This is a genomic window from Nonomuraea sp. NPDC050394 (genome assembly GCF_044459065.1).
Classification (GTDB): Bacteria; Actinomycetota; Actinomycetes; order Streptosporangiales; family Streptosporangiaceae; genus Nonomuraea.
On the sequence record NZ_JBITIO010000013.1, the window covers coordinates 138,046 to 154,957 of the forward strand.

Here is a 16,912-nt window from a genome sequence, read left to right on the forward strand (position 1 = left end):
TGGGCGGGGCGCCCCGCCACCGGGCCGTCCGGGCGGGGTTTTCGGGATAGGGTGCCCGGCGTGCTGAAGCTCGTGCGGGTCGCGCTGACGGCCGCGATTCTGGTCGCACTGGGGGTACGGCTGCGCCGCCGCGCCAGGAGGCCGAGCCCGGTGGCCCCTCCCGCTCCCCGGCCGGTGGAGGTCCGCGGGAAGACGGGCATGTGGCTCGCCTGGGTGGTCATCGCCGCGGTGGTCGCGGTGGTCCTGGCCGTGGCCCTGATACCCGCGCAGGGCCGCGACCGGGCAGAAGAGACGGACCGGGAGCAGCCAGGACCGACGCTCACCCTGAACACGCGGGAGCAGGTGCTGCCGGCCGTGACGCCCGCCGCCGCGCAGGCGACACCGTTCCCCGCGCAGGCGACACCGTCCCCCGCGCGGGCCACGCCGTCAGCCGCGGAGGCGACGCCGCGGGCGCTCGCCGGGCCGGCCACGTGCACCCCCGCCAGGCGGCCGGTGGCGATCCGGCCCATCGACGCGGCCGTGAAGCGGCAGGTCACGAGGGAGTGGCGCAGGATCGAGCGCTGGCTCAAGGCGAACGCGCCCACGACCTACCGCACGCTCGGCGCCCCGGGCAGGGCACGCACGATCGCGGTCGCCGAATCCCAGATGGGCGTGGACTTCCCCGACGACCTGCGGGCCTCCCTGCTGCGCCACAACGGCGGCAACGACGGCGTGTTCGCGGGCGGCCTCGACCTGACCGTCAGGCAGATCCGCGACGCCTGGCGCGGGCAGTGCCGCGTGGACGGGGAGTGGTGGCAGGCTCCCGGCAAGCTCCCGTTCCAGTACCGGGGCGAGGGCCGCTGGGGCGTCGTCGACGCCGCGTCACACAACGTGAGCTGGGACGACGACGTCGCGGACTTCGGCCTCGGCGCGGAGCCCACGCCCGTCACCCTCCTGCTGCGCACCACCGCGGACGTGCTGGAACGCGGTGGTGACGTCGCCGGTTGGACGCCGAAGGTGAAGCGCGGGGTACTCCAGTGGAAGCTGGAGTACTGACCGCGGCGCCGTACCGGAAAAGATCTCCTACTTCTTGGGCGGGACCGGCCTGCCGCCGGGAAGCAGCTGGGGCGGCGGGAAGCGCAGCTTGCGGATCTGCAGCGCCCGCATCGCGGCGTAGAACCCGACGCCCTTCATGGGCTCGTTCGGGAACTTGGCCGCCGCCTCCTTCTTGACCTTCCAGGAGACGTACACCGACGTGAACAGCACGCCGACCATCATGATCGGCCAGCCCGTCAGCATCACCCAGTAAAGGACGACCTCCCGCTGGCCGGCCGGCCAGGGAATCCAGGTCAGCAGCAGGATGAGCAGGGAGAACGGCAGGAAGTACTGGCTGGGCAGGCGGCGCGAGTCGACCCAGTCACGGGCGAACTTGCGCGCGGGCCCCCGGTCGCGGACCGGGAAGTACTTCTCGTCACCGGCCAGCATGCCCTTTCTGGCACGGTCGCGCTCGGCGGCCTGTTTCGCCCGCGCGGCGCGGTAGGCCTCCTTGCGGTCCTTCGGCGCGGAGACCGGCTGGCGCCTTCTGCCTTCGGCATCCCGGCGCTTGGGTGTGGGACGACCCTTACCCTGGGGTTTAGGATCGTCAGCGGGGACGGGGGTGTCGTCCACGGAGGTCTGGGAACGGCGTCGCAACACGTCGTCAACCCTACCTGTACTGCAACTTAGTGACGCCCTCGTGCGTTATGCGTAGGGTAATCCCAAGGCGGCTGCGCTGCAGTGGGTGACCAACAGCACGACCTAAGAAGGGGACGGCCGACGCGCATGAGCGTGATGAAGAGACTTTCGATGATCTTCAAGTCCAAGGCCAACAAGGCCCTGGACAAAATGGAGGATCCACGCGAGACCCTCGACTATTCGTACCAGCGCCAGCTTGAGCTGCTGCAGAAGGTACGCAGGGGCGTGGCCGACGTCGCCACCTCCCGTAAGCGGGTCGAGCTGCAGATCAATGGACTGGAGCAGCAATCCAGGAAGCTGGAGGACCAGGGCCGCAAGGCGCTGTCCGTGGGCCGTGAGGACCTCGCGCGTGAGGCGCTGAGCCGTCGCTCCGGTCTGCAGACGCAGATCGCCGATCTGCGCATCCAGCACGACAACCTTCAGGGCGAGGAGGAGAAGCTCACCACGGCCTCCCAGCGCCTGCAGGCCAAGGTCGACTCCTTCCGCACGAAGAAGGAGACGATCAAGGCGACCTACACGGCCGCCGAGGCGCAGACGCGCATCAACGAGGCTTTCTCCGGCATCTCCGAGGAGATGGGCGACGTCGGCCTGGCGATCCAGCGTGCCGAGGACAAGACCGCGCAGATGCAGGCGCGGGCGGGGGCGATCGACGAGCTGCTGGCCAGCGGCGCGCTCGACGACTTCAGCGGCACCCGCGGCGACGACATCCAGGCCGAGCTCGACCGTATGGGCGGCGGCATGGACGTCGAGCTTGAGCTGGCCCGCATGAAGGCCGAGCTCGGCCAGGGCCCGGCGCCGCAGGGCTCGATCGAGCAGGGGCAGCCGCAGCAGGCCCAGCAGCCTCAGCCGCAGGCCCAGCCGCAGCAGCAGCCCCAGACCCAGCAGCTTCCCAGGCAGGGGGACGGAGCATGATCGTACGGATCATGGGCGAGGGTCAGGTGGAGATCTCCGCCGACGACATCGCCGTCCTGAACCAGCTGGACAGCGAGCTCGAGTCGGCCATCGAGGCCAACGACGAGGAGAGCTTCCGGGTACGGCTGCACGCCCTGCTCGACAAGGTGCGCCACGTGGGCAAGGCGCTTTCCGACGACAGCCTTGAGCCGTCAGAGCTGATCCTTCCCCCCGCGGACGCCTCGATCGAGGAAGTCCGGGAGATGCTGGGCGACCAGGGCTTGATCCCTGGTTAACCCGTGCGCACGCGGTTCGCGTCCGACAGCGGCCTGACTCGCCGCATGGTCGTGACGATGTTCCTGCTCGGGTTGCTCTACGTTGCCTTCGTCGGCGTTCTCATCGCTTTGGGGGTGAGGGCGCTGACCGTGCTGGTCATCGCCGGTGTCATGCTGTTCGCGCAGTACTTCCTGTCCGACCGGATCGCCTTGTTCGCGATGGGCGGGCGGGAAGTATCTCCGCAGGAGGCGCCCGAACTCCACGGACTGATCGACCGGCTGTGCGCACTGGCCGACATGCCCAAGCCACGCGTCGCCATCGCCGACTCCGACGTGCCGAACGCCTTCGCCACCGGCCGTAACCAGAAAAAGGCCGTGATCTGCGTCACGACCGGCCTCCTGCGCCGCCTTGAGCCGCAGGAGCTCGAAGGAGTGCTGGCCCACGAACTCTCGCACGTCGCCCACCGTGACGTGGCGGTGATGACGATCGCCTCGTTCCTCGGCATCGTGGCCGGGCTGATGACCCGCTTCGCCCTCTACGCCGGCCTCGGCGGACGCGGCCGTGACGACCGGGGCGGACTGCCCGTCGGCCTGATCATCCTGCTCGTCTCCATCCTCGTCTACGCGGTCAGCTTCCTGCTGACCAGAGCCCTGTCGCGCTACCGCGAGCTGGCCGCCGACCGCGCCGGGGCCCTGCTCACGCAGCGGCCGAGCGCGCTGGCCAGCGCCCTGACCAAGGTGAACGGGGAGATGGCCAGGATCCCGACCCGTGACCTGCGCGCGGCGGAGCCGTTCAACGCCTTCTACTTCGCCCCTGCGCTGTCGAAGGGGGAGTCGCTGGCGAACCTGTTCGCCACGCACCCGCCGCTGCAAAGGCGCCTGGACAACCTGGCCAAGATCTCGGCGGAGCTGGGCCGATGAAGTGGCTCGACTCCCTGCTGGGCCGGACGAAGGCCGTCAAACCCAACCTCGACGCGCTGTTCGCGCTGCCGTCGGCCGCGGTGACGCTGCAGGCCGCGACCGGGCTGGCGCCGACCGGGCTTGGCTCGGTGAGCTTCCGCGCGGCCGAGGGCGGCGCGTTCGCCACGCTGGAGAGCGACGTGCGCGCGCTGCTGGGCGAGCGCGTCGAGCGCTCCACGGACGCCTACGGCTACACCTGGCTCCTGGTACGGCGGGCTCCGTCCGACCTCGGCGACCTGGTCACCGAACTCCACGCGGTGAACTCCTCGCTGGAGGGCGCCGGGTTCGGCCCGTCGCTGCTGTGCTCGCTGGTGTCCTTCGCCGACCCGGACGGCCGCCGCATGGCCGTGGTCTACCTCTACAAGCGCGGCACCTTCTACCCGTTCGCCCCGCGGCCGGGTGAGCGCCGGGACAACGCACTCGAACTCCAGGCCAGGGGCGCGCTGGCCGGTGAGCTGCCGATCGAGGAGGATCTGTCGCGCTGGTTCCCGGTCTGGGGTGCGCCCGGTCTCTGACACGGTGCCCCGGAGCGCCGGAATTGTCACGCAGAGTGATCTAATGGCGACGTGGAGCGTCGTCTGATCATGGTCTCGGCCTGTGCCTTCTTCGTCGCGGGCGTGGTGTACAGCGCCTGGGTGCCGGGCCAGTTCGCCAGCCCGGCGGTCGACCCGGCCGAGGGCTACCTCAGCGAGCTGGCCGCCCGCGATCAGCCCTGGTCGCGGCTGTTCAGGCTGGCCGACGTGCTGGCCGGGCTGGCCGTCGTGACCGGCGTCGCGCTCGCGCCCAGGGCGCCCGCCGCGTGGGGCGGCTGGCTGGCCTTGGCGCTGTTCGGGGTGTTCACCATCGCGGACGGCGCGCTGCCGCTGGACTGCGCGGTCGTCAGCGATCCGGCGTGCGCGCGCGGCCCGCTCTCGCTGCCGCACCACCTCCACACGCTCACCAGCACGCTCGCCTCCGTCGCCGCCCTGGCCGCGATGGTGGAGCTGGCCAGGACCTGGCGTACGCGCGCCGCCGTCCTCCTGGCCGGCGCGTACGTGCTGGCCAGCGTGCTCACGCTGGTCGCGGTCACCGCCGCCCACCTCATCGGGGTGGCCCAGCGCGTCCAGGTCCTGGTGATCGCGCTCTGGCTGGTGTACGTGGCCGCGCGTCTGCTGGCCGCGCCCCAGCCCGTCCGGGACGGGAGCCGCCCGCACGTGGTCGAGGACGGCCGCGGCCCCGCCGTCCTGGTGGCCGCCGGGATGGGCGGCGCCTGGTTCCACTGGGACGCCGTGGCCGCCGGGCTCGCCTCCGCGCACCGCGTGATCCGCTTCGACCGCCCCGGACTCGGCCGCAGTCCCGCCCCCCAGACCCCGCCCACCCTGTACGGCGAGGCCGCCCGCCTGGCCGCGCTGGCCCCCTCCCACCCCGAGAAGGTGGCGGTGATCGCCCATTCGGTGGCCGCCTGGCACGCCGAGGCCTTCGCCCGCCTGCACCCGCTGCGTGTCTCCCGCGTGGTCCTGGTGGACCCGAGCTGCCGCAAGAAGCCTGGCCGCGGCACCTCGGCCCCCGGCAGGGCGCTGGGCCGCTGGCTGCCGGCCTTCGGCGGGACGTGGGCCGCCGCGGCGCTGGCGCGCTGCTTCGGGCCGCTGGCGCACCGGCTGGCCGGTGGCGGGCCCGACCGGGCGGGCGTCTACCGCGAGGGCAAGGTGCTCGCTGCGGTCGCGGGGGAGTGGCTGGCCTACCGGGACATGGCCGGCGAACTCGAGCAGATCCGGCGGGAGCATCCCTATCCGCGGGTGCCGACGCTGGTGATCACGGCCGGGCGCGCCGACGCCTGCCAGAAGCGGCTGGCGGACGCGCTCGGCGCGGACCTGTTGCGGCTGCCGCGGGCCGGGCACCAGGTCCAGCTTGACGCTCCCGAGGCCATCACCAGGTCATTTAACGGAAAGTAGCCGGGTATATCCGGCCAATGACGACGCGCTGGAGGTGGGTGCCGAAGGTCCTGGCCGGAACCCTGGCCGCCCTGGCCGTCTACTGCGCGCTGATCGCGCTGGTCCGGCCACTGCGCGCGTTGCTGCGGCCGGTCACCGACACCTTCAACGACCTCGTCTTCCCCGCCGAGCCCAACCTGGCCTACGCCGTCTTCCTGGCCCTGCTGGCCGGGGCCGTCGCCCGGCGCAAGCGGGCCGCGTACCGGCTGATGCTGGTCTTCCTGATCTTCACGCTGGTCCTGCTGGCGCTCTACGGGCTGATCGTCTGGCTGGAGCCGGTGGCGGGCGAGGACTACCCGGCCTGGAGGGTCGCGGTCAACTTCGGCGTGACCCTCGTCCTGCTCGTGCTGCTGGTGGCGGCGCGGGCGGAGTTCTTCGCCAAGACCCAGCGGGCCGCCTTCCGCAAGGCCCTGCTCACGCTGGTGACCGGGCTGCTGGTCTCGGTCGGCGTCGGGTACGCGCTGATCAGCGCCTTCCACGGCACGCTCCGGCGGCAGGACCGGCTGCCGTGGGTGATCGAGAAGGCGCTCGGCGGCGCGATCACGCTCGACTTCGACCGCGAGGGGTACGGGCCGGCCTGGGTGGCGTTCACGATCGGGCTGCTGAGCGCGATCGCGCTGCTGTGGGCGTTCGCGGTGCTGTTCCGCTCGCAGTGGGCCATCGCCGAACTGCTGCCCGGCGACGAGGCCAGGCTGCGCGGACTGCTGGCCGCCGAGGGCGAGCGCGACTCGCTCGGCTACTTCGCCACCCGCCGCGACCGGGCCGCGATCTTCTCGCCGAGCGGCAAGAGCGCGGTCTCCTACCGCGTCGTCAGCGGGGTCAGCCTGGCGGGCGGCGACCCGATCGGCGACGTGGAGGCGTGGGAGCCGGCCATCGCCCGCTGGCGGCGCCAGGCCGAGGAGTACGGCTGGACGCCCGCCGCCATCGGCGCCGGCGAGGACGGCGCCCGCGCCTACGCCCGCGCCGGGCTCAAGATCCTGCAACTCGGCGACGAGGCGGTCCTGCACGTGGCCGCCTTCACCCTCGACGGCCGCGAGATGCGCGGCGTGCGGCAGGCGGTCAACCGGGTCGGGCGCGCCGGATACACGCTGCGGGTACGCAGGCACGCCGAGCTGTCACCCGAGGAGATGCGCAGCGTCATCGCCAAGGCCGACGCCTGGCGCGACACCGAGACCGAGCGCGGCTTCTCCATGGCGCTCGGCCGGCTCGGCGACCCGGCCGACGGCCGCTGCGTGCTCGTCGAGGCGCTCACCGCGGACGGGGACGAGGCGGCGATCCTGTCGTTCGTCCCGTGGGGCGAGCGCGGCCTCTCGCTCGACCTCATGCGCCGCGACCGCGGGGCCGACAACGGGCTCATGGAGTTCATGGTCACCGGTCTGGCCGAGCGGGCGCCCGAGCTGGGCGTCGAGCGGATCTCGCTCAACTTCGCCGTCTTCCGCGCCGCCTTCGAGGAGGGCGCCAGGATCGGGGCGGGCCCGGTGCTGCGGGCGTGGCGGCGGCTGCTGCTGTTCTTCTCGCGCTGGTGGCAACTGGAGTCGCTCTACCGGTCGAACGTGAAGTACCGGCCCGAGTGGGTGCCGCGTTTCCTCGCCTACGCCGACAACCGCGACCTGCCCAAGGTCGGGCTGGCCTCGGCGGTGGCGGAGGGGTTCCTGGCGGGTCCGAGCCTGCCCACGCTGCTGCGGCGCGGTGCGGGCCGGGCGGTCGAGTCCGTGGCGCCGGCCGCACTCGAAGCGCCCGCCCCCGGGGCCGCTCCCGTGTCCCGCGCCGCGCCGCCGGAGCAGGACGGGGTCCGGGCGGGAAAGCTGGCGCTGGTGGCGGAGCCGTACCCGGTGAACTTCCCGCGCACGCACACGACGGCGCAGGCCGGGCGGGTCGGCGAGACGGTGGCGGTGGCCGGGCGGGTGATGCTGGTGCGCGATCACGGCGGCATCCTGTTCGCCACGTTGCGCGATTGGGCGGGGGAGCGGCAGCTCATGATCACCGACCCGGAGCTGCTGGCCCGCTGGCGGCGCGTCGTGGACCTCGGCGACCACGTCGGGGTCCGCGGGCGGGTCGAGCGCTCCGGGGCGGGCGAGGTCTCCGTGCTGGCCGAGGACTGGACGCTGACCGGCAAGTGCCTGCACCCGCTGCCCGACAAGCACCGCGGGCTGACCGACCCCGAGGCCCGCGTGCGCCGCCGCCACCTCGACCTGATCACCTCGCCCGCCGCGCGGGAGATGCTGCGGGTACGCGCCGCCGCCGTCCGGGCCCTGCGCGACGGCCTGGTACGGCGGGGCTTCCTGGAGGTCGAGACCCCCATCCTGCAGCCGGTGCACGGCGGGGCGAGCGCACGCCCGTTCCGCACGCACATCAATGCCTATGACCTGGACCTGTACCTGCGGATCGCGCCCGAGCTCTACCTCAAGCGGCTGTGCGTGGGCGGGGTGGAGCGGGTGTTCGAGCTCGGCAGGACGTTCAGGAACGAGGGGGTGTCACACAAGCACAACCCGGAGTTCACCATGCTGGAGGCCTATCAGGCGTACGCCGACTACCGGGACATGCTGGACCTCGCCCGCTCGCTGATCCAGGAGGCGGCCGGGGCGGCACTGGGCGGACTGATCGTGCAAGGGGTGGACATCTCGGGCGAGTGGCCGGTCGTCCCGGTCAACCGGGCGATCTCCGCGGCCGCCGGTGAGGAGGTGAGCGCGGCCACCGGGGCGCCGGAGCTGAGGAAGCTCTGTAACCGGCTCGGCGTGCCGTACCACCCGAAGTGGCGGCGCGGGGAGCTGGTCCTGGAGCTGTACGAGCGGCTGGTCGAGGCGCGGACCACCGCGCCCGTCTTCTACGTCGACTTCCCCGCCGACGTCTCGCCGCTGACGCGCCCGCACCGCGACGACCCCCGGCTGGCCGAGCGCTGGGACCTGGTGGCGTTCGGAGCGGAGCTGGGCACCGCCTACTCCGAGCTGACCGACCCGGCCGAGCAGCGGCGGCGGCTGGCCGAGCAGTCGTCGCTGGCCGCCGGTGGCGATCCCGAGGCGATGGAGCTGGACGAGGACTTCCTGGCCGCGCTGGAGTACGCCATGCCGCCGACCGGCGGGCTCGGCCTCGGCGTGGACCGGCTCGTCATGCTCCTGACCGGCGCGCCCATCCGTCAGACGCTGCCTTTCCCGCTGGTACGTCCGGCAAAGAGATGACGAGACTGCCAGACACCCACCACAATGGCCGGGAAAGTCGCCAAATGTGGGGGTGGGGATGCCGGAGCTCGTTGCCCTGCGGGCGGGAGACCCCGGCAGGGTCGGGGCCTACAACCTGACCGGCCGCCTCGGCGAGGGCGGGCAGGGCACCGTCTACCTCGGCGAGAACTCCGCCGGAGCCAAGGTCGCCGTCAAGCTGCTCCGCGCCGACCTGGCCGGGGACGAGGACGCCTCCGAGCGTTTCGTGCGCGAGGTCGCCATGGCCCGCCGGGTCGCGCCCTTCTGCACCGCCCAGGTGATCGAGACCGGGCTGCTGAACGGCCGGCCGTACATCGTCAGCGAGTACATCGACGGGCCCACGCTCCATGAGGTCGTCCAGCGGGAGGGGCCGCGCTCCGGACCCGCGCTGCACCGCCTGGCGATCGGCACCGTCACCGCGCTCGTCGCGATCCACCAGGCCGGGATCGTGCACCGCGACTTCAAGCCGTCCAACGTGGTGCTCGCCCCCGACGGCCCGCGGGTGATCGACTTCGGCATCGCCAAGGCGCTCGACCTCACCTCCACGCTCACCGCCACCGCCATCGGCACCCCCGCGTTCATGGCGCCCGAGCAGCTCACCGACGCGGTGCCCGGTCCCCGGGCCGACATGCACGCGTGGGCCTCCACGATGCTGTACGCCGCCACCGGGCACACGCCCTTCGGGGCCGACAGCCTGCCCGCCATGGTCAACCGCATTCTCAACGCGGAGCCCGACACCGGCGGCATCGCCGATCCGCAGCTGCGCGCGCTGGTCCAGGACTGCCTGGCCAAGGACCCGAACCGGCGGCCGAGCGCGGGGGACGCGCTGATGCGTCTGCTGGGACACGCGCCGGGCGGTCCCTTCGGGCAGGCGCCGGACTCGGGACCGCAGCCGCCCGGCCTGCTGGTCGAGGGCACGGCGGTGGCCGCGGGGCCGGGCGGGACGCCGTTCGCGCCCCCGGACGCCCGCCCCCACGCCGGCCCCGCCGGGATGCCGCCGGGCCACGGGACGCCGCAGAACACCGGGCCGCCGCAGAACATGGGGATGCGGCCGGGCCACGGGATACAGCCGGGCCACGGGATACAGCCGGGCCACGGGATACAGCAGGGCGCGGGGATGCAGCAGGGTGCCGGGATGCCACCGCGGCAGGGCGCCCCGCAGACGCCACCGACGCAGGGGATGCCGCACGGACTGCGGATGCCCGGTCAAGGCGTGCCTCCCGGTCAGGGGACGTGGGTGGGGCCGCCGGCCGTACCGGCCGCTCATCTGCCGCCCCCGCAGCACTCGCGGCCCATGAGCCGGCCACCGGCCACGGCGCCGCGCGGCATGCGCACGGGCTGGGTGATCGCGGCGGCCGCCGTCGCGGTGCTGGTGCTGGCGGTCGTCGGCGTGGTCACGGCCACCCGGCTGGCGGGCGGACCGGTGACGACCTCCGCCACCCCCAGGACGTCGCGCCCGGCCACGCCCGCCCCCACCACCCGCAACCCCTCGTCGCCACCGGCGGCGACCAAGCGGTTCACGCTGCCCGGAACGGTCGTGACGGTCGAGGAGCACGAGGACGACCCGATCAAGCTCGTCTCCTACAGCGCCGACAGCGGCAAGCGCGTCTACGTCAGAAAGGCGGGCGCCGACCGCTTCGTGCTCAACCGCGCCTACTTCGAGTACGCGCTCAACACCACCGGCGCCCGCGCCCTGGCCACCGACGCCGACTACAGCAGCGACGGCTACTCCCAGGTCTCGATCGTCGAGCACGTCACCGGCGTCAAGCGCACGATCAAGCTCACCGCCGCCCCCGTCTACCCGAGCGCGCCGCGCTGGTCGCCGGACGGCAGGCTGGGCCTGTTCACCCTGTACAAGGCCACCGACAACGACAGCGTCCCGTACGGCTACGCCATCCTCGACATCGCCACCGGCAAGCCCCGCGTCTTCCAGATCAAGGACGTCGACACCAGCACCTACGACTACTTCTGGGACGGCGACGGCGAGTCCGTCGGCACCTGGGCCAACGGCGACATGCGCTTCTTCGACCTCGAAGGCAGGCCCGTGGCCCGCACGCTGCCGGACGGCGGACACCCGCTGTGGGTCGAGAGCGACGTGGTGTCGCCCTCGGGCACCCACTACCTCGCCTACTGCGACGAGGCGGGCAGCAACCTGTGCGCCAAGCCCGTCTCCGGCCAGGGCGAGAGCAGGCCGCCCATCCCGGTCCAGACCAACCGCCTGATCGGCTGGTGGGACGAGGACCACGTGGCGATCTGGCGCGTACACGCCGGCGGCTACCAGGCCGTGGTCGTCGACATGAAGGGCGACACGAAGCGGGTCCTGGCCACCGCGCCCAAGAAGAAGGACTTCGACGCCATGGGCTTCCTCTACACGCGGGGAGCACACTAGGCGCTTAGGATCAAGAAGGCCCGAAGCTCCGGACTCCTCAGGGGGTACACGTGGACAGCCAGCAGATCACCGTGCTCGGTCAGGGCGCGGTCTCGGCCGCCCCCGACGTCATGCGGCTCAACGCGGGCGTCGAGGTGCGTAAGGCGAGCGCCGGCGAGGCCTTCGCCGCCGTCCGCGCCGCCGCCGTCCGGCTGCTGCGGACGCTGGCCGATGCGGGCCTGGCCGCCAAGGACCTGCGCACCAGCGAGTTGTCGCTGGGGCCCGAGTACGAGAACTACCCGAAGGTCTCCGCCTACCGCGCCGCTCAGGGCGTCGAGGCGGTGGTGCGCGACCTGTCGCAGGCCGACCGGATCATCGACCTCGTGGCGGGGGTCGGCGAGGAGGCCAGGCTCAACGGCGTGAGCTTCGAGATCTCCGACCCGGTCGCGGCGCTCAAGGACGCGCGCGACCGGGCGTTCAAGGACGCCAGGGCCAGGGCGGAGCAGTACGCGGGCCTGGCGGGCCGCCCGCTCGGCCAGGTCGTGTCCATCAGCGAGGAGGCCGACGCCCCGCCGCGGCCGATGATGATGGCCGCGGCGGCCATGGCCGACCAGTCCTCGATCAGCCCGGGTGAGCAGTCCGTCACGGTGTCGGTCCGGGTGGTGTACGCCTTCGGCGGCTGAGCCGTTACGGCAGCGCCAGCATGCGGTCGAGGGCGACCTTGGCCCAGTGGGCGGTGTCCGGCTCGACCGTGATCTGGTTGACCGTCTCGCCGAGGGCGAGCGACTCCAGCGCCCACACCAGGTGGGGCAGGTCGATCCGGTTCATGGTGGAGCAGTAGCAGACCGTCTTGTCCAGGAACGAGACGCTCTTGTCGGGGAACATCTGGGCCAGCCGCTTGACCAGGTTCAGCTCGGTGCCGATGGCCCAGCTGGACCCGGCGGGCGCGGCCTGGAGCGTCTTGATGATGTACTCGGTCGAGCCCACGTGGTCGGCCTTCAGCACCACCTCGTGGCGGCACTCCGGGTGCACCAGCACGTTGACGCCGGGGACGCGGGCCCGCACGTCGTCCACGGACTCGGCGGTGAAGCGCCCGTGCACCGAGCAGTGACCCTTCCACAGGATCATCTTCGCCTCGGCGACCTTGCCCATGTCGTTGGGCCGGTGCGGATTCCACACCACGCAGTCCTCCAGCGACATGCCCATCTCCAGCACCGCGGTGTTGCGCCCGAGGTGCTGGTCGGGCAGGAACAGCACCTGCTTGCCCTGTTCGAACGCCCACTCCAGAGCCCGCCTGGCGTTGGAGGACGTGCACACCACGCCGCCGTGCCGTCCGCAGAAGGCCTTGATGTCGGCGCTGGAGTTCATGTAGGTGACGGGCACGACGTCGCCGGCCAGCCCCGCGTCCTCCAGCGCCTCCCAGCACTCCTCCACCTGGTCGAAGGTGGCCATGTCGGCCATCGAGCACCCGGCCGCCAGGTCGGGCAGCACCACGCGCTGATCCGGCCCGGTCAGGATGTCGGCCGACTCGGCCATGAAGTGCACGCCGCAGAAGACGATGAACTCCGCCTCCGGCCGCGCGGCCGCCTGCTGGGCCAGCTTGAAGGAGTCACCGGTCACGTCGGCGAACTGGATGACCTCGTCGCGCTGGTAGTGGTGGCCGAGCACGAACACGCGCGCGCCCAGCGCCTCCTTCGCCTTGCGCGCCCGTTCGACCAGGTCAGGGTCGGAGGCGGCGGGAAGCTCGCCGGGACAGTCGACGCCGCGCTCACTGCCCGCGTCGGCGCTCCTGCCAAGGATGAACAACTGGGTGGTGGTCATGGCCGAACCCCTTATCGTCGGATTGACGATACTCATGATGACATACCCATCCCTGCGCTTTGCCGTACCCCACCCCTTTTGCGGGGGTATGGCAGGCCGCACGGACGGTGGGGAATGTGAAGAGGCCGGCCGGTGTTGCTAACGTCTTAGTAGGAAGTCAGAAACAGACCGCGGGAGTTCGCACATGACGGTTGAGAGCAGCGAGACCACGACGCAGGGCCTGATCCTGACCGACGCGGCCTCGGCCAAGGTCAAGAGCCTGCTGGAGCAGCAGGGTGAGGAAGGCCTGCAGCTGCGGGTGGCCGTCCAGCCCGGTGGCTGTTCCGGCCTGCGCTACCAGCTCTTCTTCGACGACCGTTCGATGGACGGCGACGTGGTGACCGACTTCGGCGGCGTCGGTGTCGTGACGGACCGGATGAGCGCGCCGTACCTGCTGGGCGCGACGATCGACTTCGTCGACACCATTGAGAAGCAGGGCTTCACCATCGACAACCCCAACGCCACCGGCTCGTGCGCCTGTGGTGACTCCTTCAACTAAGAAGGCGTTCGCACCGATCCGCCCCGGACCCCCTGAGGGCGCCGGGGTTGTGGTCGTCGTCCAGCCGGTCTGGTGGCCGGTTGGTGGGAGGCCGCGTTCACCTTGGTGTGGACGTGGCCTTCGCATATCCTCGTGAGGCTCTACTTGGCCTGCAGACAACGAGGAAGAAGAATCCCGTGCGCATCGCCGTCACCGGCTCCATCGCGACAGACCATCTGATGACGTTCCCAGGAAGCTTCGGCGACCAGCTCATCGCCGAACAACTGGATCGGGTGTCACTTTCGTTCCTGGTCGACGACCTGCAGATCCGGCGGGGAGGCTGTGCGGCGAACATCGCGTTCGGCATGGGCTGCCTGGGCCTGACCCCCATCCTTGTGGGCGCGGTCGGGCCCGACTTCGCCGACTACCGCTCCTGGCTGGAGCGCCACGGCGTCGACTGCGACTCGGTGCACGTGTCGGAGACTCACCACACCGCCAGGTTCCTGTGCACCACCGACGAACACCACAACCAGATCGCCTCCTTCTACACGGGCGCGATGGCCGAGGCCAGGAACATCGAGCTGCAGCCGACCGCGGCCCGCGTGGGCGCGCTCGACCTGGTGCTGATCAGCCCCAACGACCCCGACGCGATGCTCAGGCACACCGACGAGTGCCGCCAGCGGGGCATCCCGTTCGCCGCCGACATCTCCCAGCAGCTGGCCCGCATGGCCGACGAGCAGATCCGTCAGCTCGTCGACGGGGCCGCGTACCTCTTCTCCAACGACTACGAGAAGGGGCTCATCGAGCAGAAGACCGGCTGGTCCGACGAGGAGATCCTGGACCGCGTGGGCGTGCGCATCACCACGCTGGGCCCGAAGGGCGCCGTCATCGCGCGCAAGGGCGAGCCGTCCATCCAGGTCGCGCCCGCGCCCGAGCTCGGCAAGGCCGACCCGACCGGCGTCGGCGACGCCTTCCGCGCGGGCTTCCTGTCGGCGCTGGCGTGGGGCCTGTCGCTGGAGCGGTGCGGCCAGGTGGGCAACCTCACCGCCACGCACGTGCTGGAGCGCGTCGGCGGCCAGGAGTACGAGCTGGGCCAGAAGTCCTTCCTGGAGCGCTTCACGGCCGCCTACGGCGCGGAGGCGGCGGCCGAGATCTCCGGCCACGTCAAGTGCCACTACGCCTGACCCCGGCGGCGGGCGCGGCCGTCAACGCCGCGCCCGCCCCTCCGGTACGGCCCCGCCGTCAGACGCCCGCGTAGACGCGGTGCACGAACCCGGCGAGCTGGTCGTCCGGCAGGTGCTTGGCCAGGTCCGCCTCGCTGATCATCCCGATGATGCGGTGGTTCTCGATCACCGGCAGCCGGCGGATCTGGTTCTCCTCCATCCGGGCCAGCGCCTCCTCCACGGTGGCGTCGGCCGGGACCCACACCAGCCCCGTGGCCAGGTCGCCGGCGGTGACCCTGGACGGGTCGTGGCCCTCGGCGATGCACTTGGTGACGATGTCACGGTCGGTGATGATGCCCTTGAGCCGGTCGTCGGAACCACAGATCGGCAGCGCGCCGACGCCGCGGTCGCGCATCATCTGCGCCGCCCGGTCCAGGGTCTCGTGAGCGGCGATGCACTCCACGCCCGCGCTCATCAGGTCGCGGGCGGTCTCGTGCGGGTGTCCAGCGGTCATCGGATTCCCCCCGAAATGAGATGACATTCCCGCACGGTCCTACCCACGATCGCAGGTCAGTAATTGCGCCGCACGTGGATGGCCCAGCCGCCGCCGGGCAGCTCGTACGTGCCCACGTGCGGATGCGACTTCAACCGGCACCAGGCGGGCACGTCGGTGTAGGCGGCCGGGTCGTCGGCCAGCACCGCCACCACCGCGTTGAGCGGAACGTAGTTGATCTGCTCGGCGAGCATGATGATCGGGATCGGGCACTTCTTCCCGAGCGCGTCGATCGTCAGTGCGGGCTGAGTCACTTCTGTCATGCCACTCCTGCGTCCTGCCGGATCCGGCGCACCATGTCGGGAAGGACCTCCAGGAACCTGTCCACCTCCGCCGCGGAAGCCCCACGGGGCAGCGAGACCCTGACGTTCCCGTGCGTGAGCACGCCCATCGCCTCCAAAACATGCGATGGTCGAAGCGTACTAGCGGTGCACGAGCTCCCGGACGATACGGCGAATCCCGCCTTGTCGAGCTCGGTGAGCAACACCTCCCCGTCGACGTACAGACAGGAGAAGGTGACGATGTGCGGCGCCCGCTCGACCGGCTCCCCGATGACCTCCACGTCGGGGACGACCTTCGGCACCGTGTTCCTGATCCGGTCCACGAGGGCCGACAGCCGCGCGTGCTCCCGCTCCGCCTCCGCGCTCATCGCGCGCAGCGCCGCCGCCGCGGCCACGATCGCCGGAACGTTCTCGTAGCCGGGCACCCGGCGGCGCTCGCGCTCGTCCTCCGGCAGGAACGAGCGGAACCTGGTGCCCTTGCGCACTGCCAGCACGCCCACCCCGGCCGGCCCGCCCCACTTGTGGGCGCTGGCCGTCAGCACCGACCAGCCCTCCGGCATCGGCAGCCGCCCCGCCGTCTGGGCGGCGTCGACCAGCAGGGGCACCCCGTGCTCGCGGCAGGCAGCCGCCGCCTCGGCCACCGGCTGGAGCGTGCCGACCTCGTGGTTGGCGGTCTGCAGGCAGGCGAGAGCCGTACCCTCGGCCGCGACCGCCGCCGTGAAGGCGGGCAGGTCGACGCGGCCGGTCAGCCCGACGCCCACGGTCTCGACCGTGCCGCCGTCGCGCTCGTGCACCCCCGCCGCGTGCAGGACGCTGGAGTGCTCCACCGCGCTGGTGACCAGATGGCGGCCGGTACGGCGCCGCCCGTGTAGGGTGCCGAGCACGCCGAGATGCACGGCCTGCGTGCCGGAAGAGGTGAACGACACCTCGTCAGGACGCGCGCCGAGTGCCTCTGCCACCTCCGTGCGGGCCTGCTCCAGCAGCATGTGCGCGCGGCGGGCCTGGTTGTAGAGCCGTGCCGGATCGGCCCAGCCCACGTCCAGGGCCGCCAGATACGCCTCGCGTGCCTGGGGGTGAAGCGGCTCGGTGGAGGCCGCGTCGAAGTACGCCACGCGACTTATCGTCCCACTCCCGGCGCGCCATCGAGGGGGCGGGCGGGAGGGCGAGGCCCCTCCGCGCTAATGTGTCTGCAATCAGCTGTGCATT

General features: G+C 71.7%; 16 protein-coding genes. 11 read left to right on the forward strand and 5 right to left on the reverse strand.

Going from position 1 to position 16,912, the window contains the following annotated elements:
• The first annotated feature begins 60 nt into the window (after positions 1 to 60).
• The gene (locus ACIBKY_RS39590) at positions 61 to 1,035 is read left to right on the forward strand and encodes an SMI1/KNR4 family protein (protein WP_397105177.1); all 975 of its coding nucleotides are present in this window, start codon (positions 61 to 63) and stop codon (positions 1,033 to 1,035) included.
• A gap of 27 nt (positions 1,036 to 1,062) precedes the next feature.
• On the opposite strand, the gene ACIBKY_RS39595 is transcribed toward ACIBKY_RS39590, so the two are convergent.
• Positions 1,063 to 1,674 carry a DUF3043 domain-containing protein gene (locus ACIBKY_RS39595; protein ID WP_397105179.1) on the reverse strand — a complete coding sequence of 204 codons (612 nt, stop codon included), beginning with the start codon at positions 1,672 to 1,674 and terminating at the stop codon, positions 1,063 to 1,065.
• A gap of 126 nt (positions 1,675 to 1,800) precedes the next feature.
• Between ACIBKY_RS39595 and ACIBKY_RS39600 the strand changes: the two genes are divergently transcribed.
• The 8 genes from ACIBKY_RS39600 to ACIBKY_RS39635 are packed head-to-tail and all read left to right on the forward strand — an operon-like array spanning position 1,801 to position 12,054.
• Positions 1,801 to 2,625 (forward strand): PspA/IM30 family protein, encoded by an 825-nt coding sequence (locus ACIBKY_RS39600; RefSeq protein ID WP_397105181.1) that lies wholly within the window; start codon positions 1,801 to 1,803, stop codon positions 2,623 to 2,625.
• Positions 2,622 to 2,900 carry a hypothetical protein gene (locus ACIBKY_RS39605; RefSeq protein ID WP_397105183.1) on the forward strand — a complete coding sequence of 93 codons (279 nt, stop codon included), beginning with the start codon at positions 2,622 to 2,624 and terminating at the stop codon, positions 2,898 to 2,900. The genes ACIBKY_RS39600 and ACIBKY_RS39605 overlap by 4 nt, the downstream gene beginning before the upstream one ends.
• A gap of 3 nt (positions 2,901 to 2,903) precedes the next feature.
• On the forward strand, positions 2,904 to 3,800 hold the full coding sequence (gene htpX / locus ACIBKY_RS39610; RefSeq protein WP_397105185.1) for a zinc metalloprotease HtpX: 897 nt from the start codon (positions 2,904 to 2,906) through the stop codon (positions 3,798 to 3,800).
• Entirely contained in the window at positions 3,797 to 4,354 is a 558-nt protein-coding gene (locus tag ACIBKY_RS39615) for a hypothetical protein (protein WP_397105187.1), read from the forward strand. The genes htpX and ACIBKY_RS39615 overlap by 4 nt, the downstream gene beginning before the upstream one ends.
• Positions 4,355 to 4,405: 51 nt before the next feature.
• Complete coding sequence (locus tag ACIBKY_RS39620; protein WP_397105189.1) at positions 4,406 to 5,770, forward strand: alpha/beta fold hydrolase; 1,365 nt, start codon at positions 4,406 to 4,408, stop codon at positions 5,768 to 5,770.
• A 17-nt stretch (positions 5,771 to 5,787) separates the two neighbouring features.
• Positions 5,788 to 8,985, forward strand: a complete 3,198-nt coding sequence (gene lysX / locus ACIBKY_RS39625; protein WP_397105191.1) for a bifunctional lysylphosphatidylglycerol synthetase/lysine--tRNA ligase LysX — start codon at positions 5,788 to 5,790, stop codon at positions 8,983 to 8,985.
• Positions 8,986 to 9,043: 58 nt separating this feature from the next.
• Positions 9,044 to 11,392 (forward strand): protein kinase, encoded by a 2,349-nt coding sequence (locus tag ACIBKY_RS39630; protein WP_397105193.1) that lies wholly within the window; start codon positions 9,044 to 9,046, stop codon positions 11,390 to 11,392.
• Between the two features lie 50 nt (positions 11,393 to 11,442).
• Entirely contained in the window at positions 11,443 to 12,054 is a 612-nt protein-coding gene (locus tag ACIBKY_RS39635; RefSeq protein WP_397105195.1) for an SIMPL domain-containing protein, read from the forward strand.
• A 4-nt stretch (positions 12,055 to 12,058) separates the two neighbouring features.
• On the opposite strand, the gene nadA is transcribed toward ACIBKY_RS39635, so the two are convergent.
• A complete protein-coding gene (gene nadA / locus ACIBKY_RS39640; RefSeq protein WP_397105197.1) occupies positions 12,059 to 13,192 on the reverse strand; it encodes a quinolinate synthase NadA in 1,134 nt (377 codons plus the stop codon).
• A 184-nt stretch (positions 13,193 to 13,376) separates the two neighbouring features.
• On the opposite strand from nadA, the gene ACIBKY_RS39645 reads away from it, so the two are divergent.
• Positions 13,377 to 13,730: an iron-sulfur cluster assembly accessory protein gene (locus ACIBKY_RS39645; protein WP_184970832.1), complete on the forward strand. Its 354-nt coding sequence runs from the start codon at positions 13,377 to 13,379 to the stop codon at positions 13,728 to 13,730.
• A 176-nt stretch (positions 13,731 to 13,906) separates the two neighbouring features.
• Positions 13,907 to 14,893 (forward strand): carbohydrate kinase family protein, encoded by a 987-nt coding sequence (locus ACIBKY_RS39650; protein WP_397105199.1) that lies wholly within the window; start codon positions 13,907 to 13,909, stop codon positions 14,891 to 14,893.
• Between the two features lie 58 nt (positions 14,894 to 14,951).
• Here the strand turns inward: ACIBKY_RS39650 and ACIBKY_RS39655 are convergent, their stop codons facing one another.
• The 3 genes from ACIBKY_RS39655 to ACIBKY_RS39665 are packed head-to-tail and all read right to left on the reverse strand — an operon-like array spanning position 14,952 to position 16,818.
• Positions 14,952 to 15,386, reverse strand: a complete 435-nt coding sequence (locus ACIBKY_RS39655) for a CBS domain-containing protein (RefSeq protein WP_379611595.1) — start codon at positions 15,384 to 15,386, stop codon at positions 14,952 to 14,954.
• Positions 15,387 to 15,442: 56 nt separating this feature from the next.
• Entirely contained in the window at positions 15,443 to 15,688 is a 246-nt protein-coding gene (locus tag ACIBKY_RS39660; protein ID WP_379611596.1) for a sulfurtransferase TusA family protein, read from the reverse strand.
• A complete protein-coding gene (locus ACIBKY_RS39665; RefSeq protein WP_397105202.1) occupies positions 15,685 to 16,818 on the reverse strand; it encodes a cysteine desulfurase family protein in 1,134 nt (377 codons plus the stop codon). Before ACIBKY_RS39665 ends, ACIBKY_RS39660 begins: the two co-directional genes overlap by 4 nt.
• Between the last annotated feature and the right edge of the window lie 94 nt (positions 16,819 to 16,912).